Genomic DNA, 2092 nt, shown 5'->3' on the forward strand with positions numbered 1-2092 from the left:
TCCGGTACTCCCTGACCGGCATCGCGCTGGTCGAGGGCGACACGTACACCCTCACGGACGCGAACGGCGCGTTCACCGGGCTGACCGGCCCCCGCGTGGCCTCCGGGCCCGGCGCGAGCGTCCCCCCGGGGCCGCTGCGCACCGCGCTGGCCCGCGCCCGGCGCACAGGGCGCACCGAACGGCTGCGGCTGCCAGCCGGGACGCGGGAACCCGGCCACCCGTACGGCCCCGCCGTCGTCCTCTGCCTCCCGCTGCGGGCCCCGACCGGGCCCCGGCCGCTGCTCCTGCTCGCCGAAGCGCTCCCGGAGAGTCCCGGGACGGACGGTGCGACGACAGGCGACGGGGTGCCCGGCAGCCCGCCCGGGGACGTGACGGGCCCCGGCGCACACCTCCTGGACGAGGACTCCCTCGTCCTGCGCTACCAGGCGCTGCTGTCCGCCGTCCCGCAGGTCGTCTGGACGCGCGGGCCGGACGGCCGCGTCACCCGCCTCTCGGGCACCGGGGACGCCGGCCGGCCCGCCCTTCCGCTGCCCGGCGAGGGGGAGGAGTGGCTCGACGCGGTCCACCCGAAGGACCGCGCGTGCTTCGCGCGCGCCTGGCACGGGGCCCTCGCCGAGAACACGCACGTCACCTGCGTCGTGCGCGTACGCGTCGAAGGCGGCACGCCGCTCTACCGGCACCTGCGGCTCACGGCCGTACCCGTGGCGCGGGCCGACGGGCGGCGCGAGTGGGTCGGCACCGTCGCGGACGCCGAGGACGCGTGGTTCGCCGGAACCCGCGAACGCCTCCTCGCCCGGATGGCCGAGGTCTCCACTGCCCGCGACCTGTCCGAGGCGTTCCGCACGACCGCCTCGGCCGTCGTGCCCGACCTCGCCGACTCCATCGCCGTCTTCGAGGTCCAGGGCGCCACGGCCCCCTTGGCGCTCGCCGCGCGCTCCACTGTCCCCGCCGCCCGCGTCGCCTTCGCGCCCGGCCTCCCCCCGCTGCCGCCGCTCGGCGACGGCTTCTCCCTCGGGCCCATGGCCGACGACGTGCTGCGCGACCGCGAACCGCGCCTCGTCACCTTCCCGGCCGGGGCCCCTCCCGAGGACAAGATCTCGCCCGTCTCCGTGGCCTGGCTGCGCGAGGCCGGGGCGACGAGCCTCGCACTGCTCCCCGTCCTCGTGGACGGCCGCGTCGTCGCCCTCGCGAGCGCCGCCAACTGCTTCGGCAACCCGCCGCCGGGCGAACCCGAACTGCGCCTGCTCCAGGACGTCCTGCAAGGGCTCAGCCGCCCCCTGCGCCGCACCCTGGAACTGCAACGCGCCCGCGACACCGCCCTCGTCCTGCAACGCTCCTTCGTCACCGACGTCCCCCGCCTCGCGGGCGCCGAGATCCGCGCCCGCTACGTACCCGCGAACGCCGCCGCCGAGGTCGGCGGCGACTGGTACGACGCCACCCGGCTGCCCGAGGGCGCCGTCGCCCTCTCGATCGGCGACGTCGCCGGGCACGACCTCGACGCCGCGACCGCCATGGCCAGCGTCAACAGCATGTTGCGCGGCCTCGCCTGGGACGCCGGGCCCCGCGCCGACCCCGCCCGCACCCTCGACCGCCTCGACGGTATGGTCCAGGGCCTCGGCACCGCTTCGCTCGTCACCACCGTCCACGCCCTCCTGCGCCCCGCTCCGGGACGCGGCTGGCACGTCGCGCTCGCCAACGCGGGCCACCCGCCGCCCCTGCTGCTGCGCGCCGCCGGGCCCGTCGACTGCCTCGGCGAGGAACCCGACCCGCCGCTGTGCGCGCCGTTCGGCGAGGCCCGCGCCAGCACGGAGTTCTTCCTCGCCCGCGGCGACGCGCTGCTCCTGTACACGGACGGGCTCGTGGAGGTGCCGGAGGCGAGGATCACCGACCGCATCGCCCACCTGCGCCGCCGCGTCGAGTCGCTGCACCGCGACGGGCAGACCCTGCACGACCTCGTCCGGGACGTCGTCGCCCACGTCCGCACGGGCAAGGACGACATCGCGGTCATCGCCTTCCGCGCCACCGGCTGACCCGGCCGCCCCCCACCGCGCCGGCCGTACGGGAGCCTCCCCGCCCCCGTACGGCCGACCCG

General features: G+C 77.5%; 1 protein-coding gene. It reads left to right on the plus strand.

The features are described from left to right. Positions 1-2030, plus strand: a 2030-nt coding sequence (locus SSBG_RS28845) for a SpoIIE family protein phosphatase (protein WP_234010688.1), incomplete at its 5' end; no start/stop codon positions are given. Positions 2031-2092: the final 62 nt, after the last annotated feature.

Origin of the sequence: Streptomyces sp. SPB074, from assembly GCF_000154905.1 — a bacterium.
Classification (GTDB): domain Bacteria; phylum Actinomycetota; class Actinomycetes; order Streptomycetales; family Streptomycetaceae; genus Streptomyces.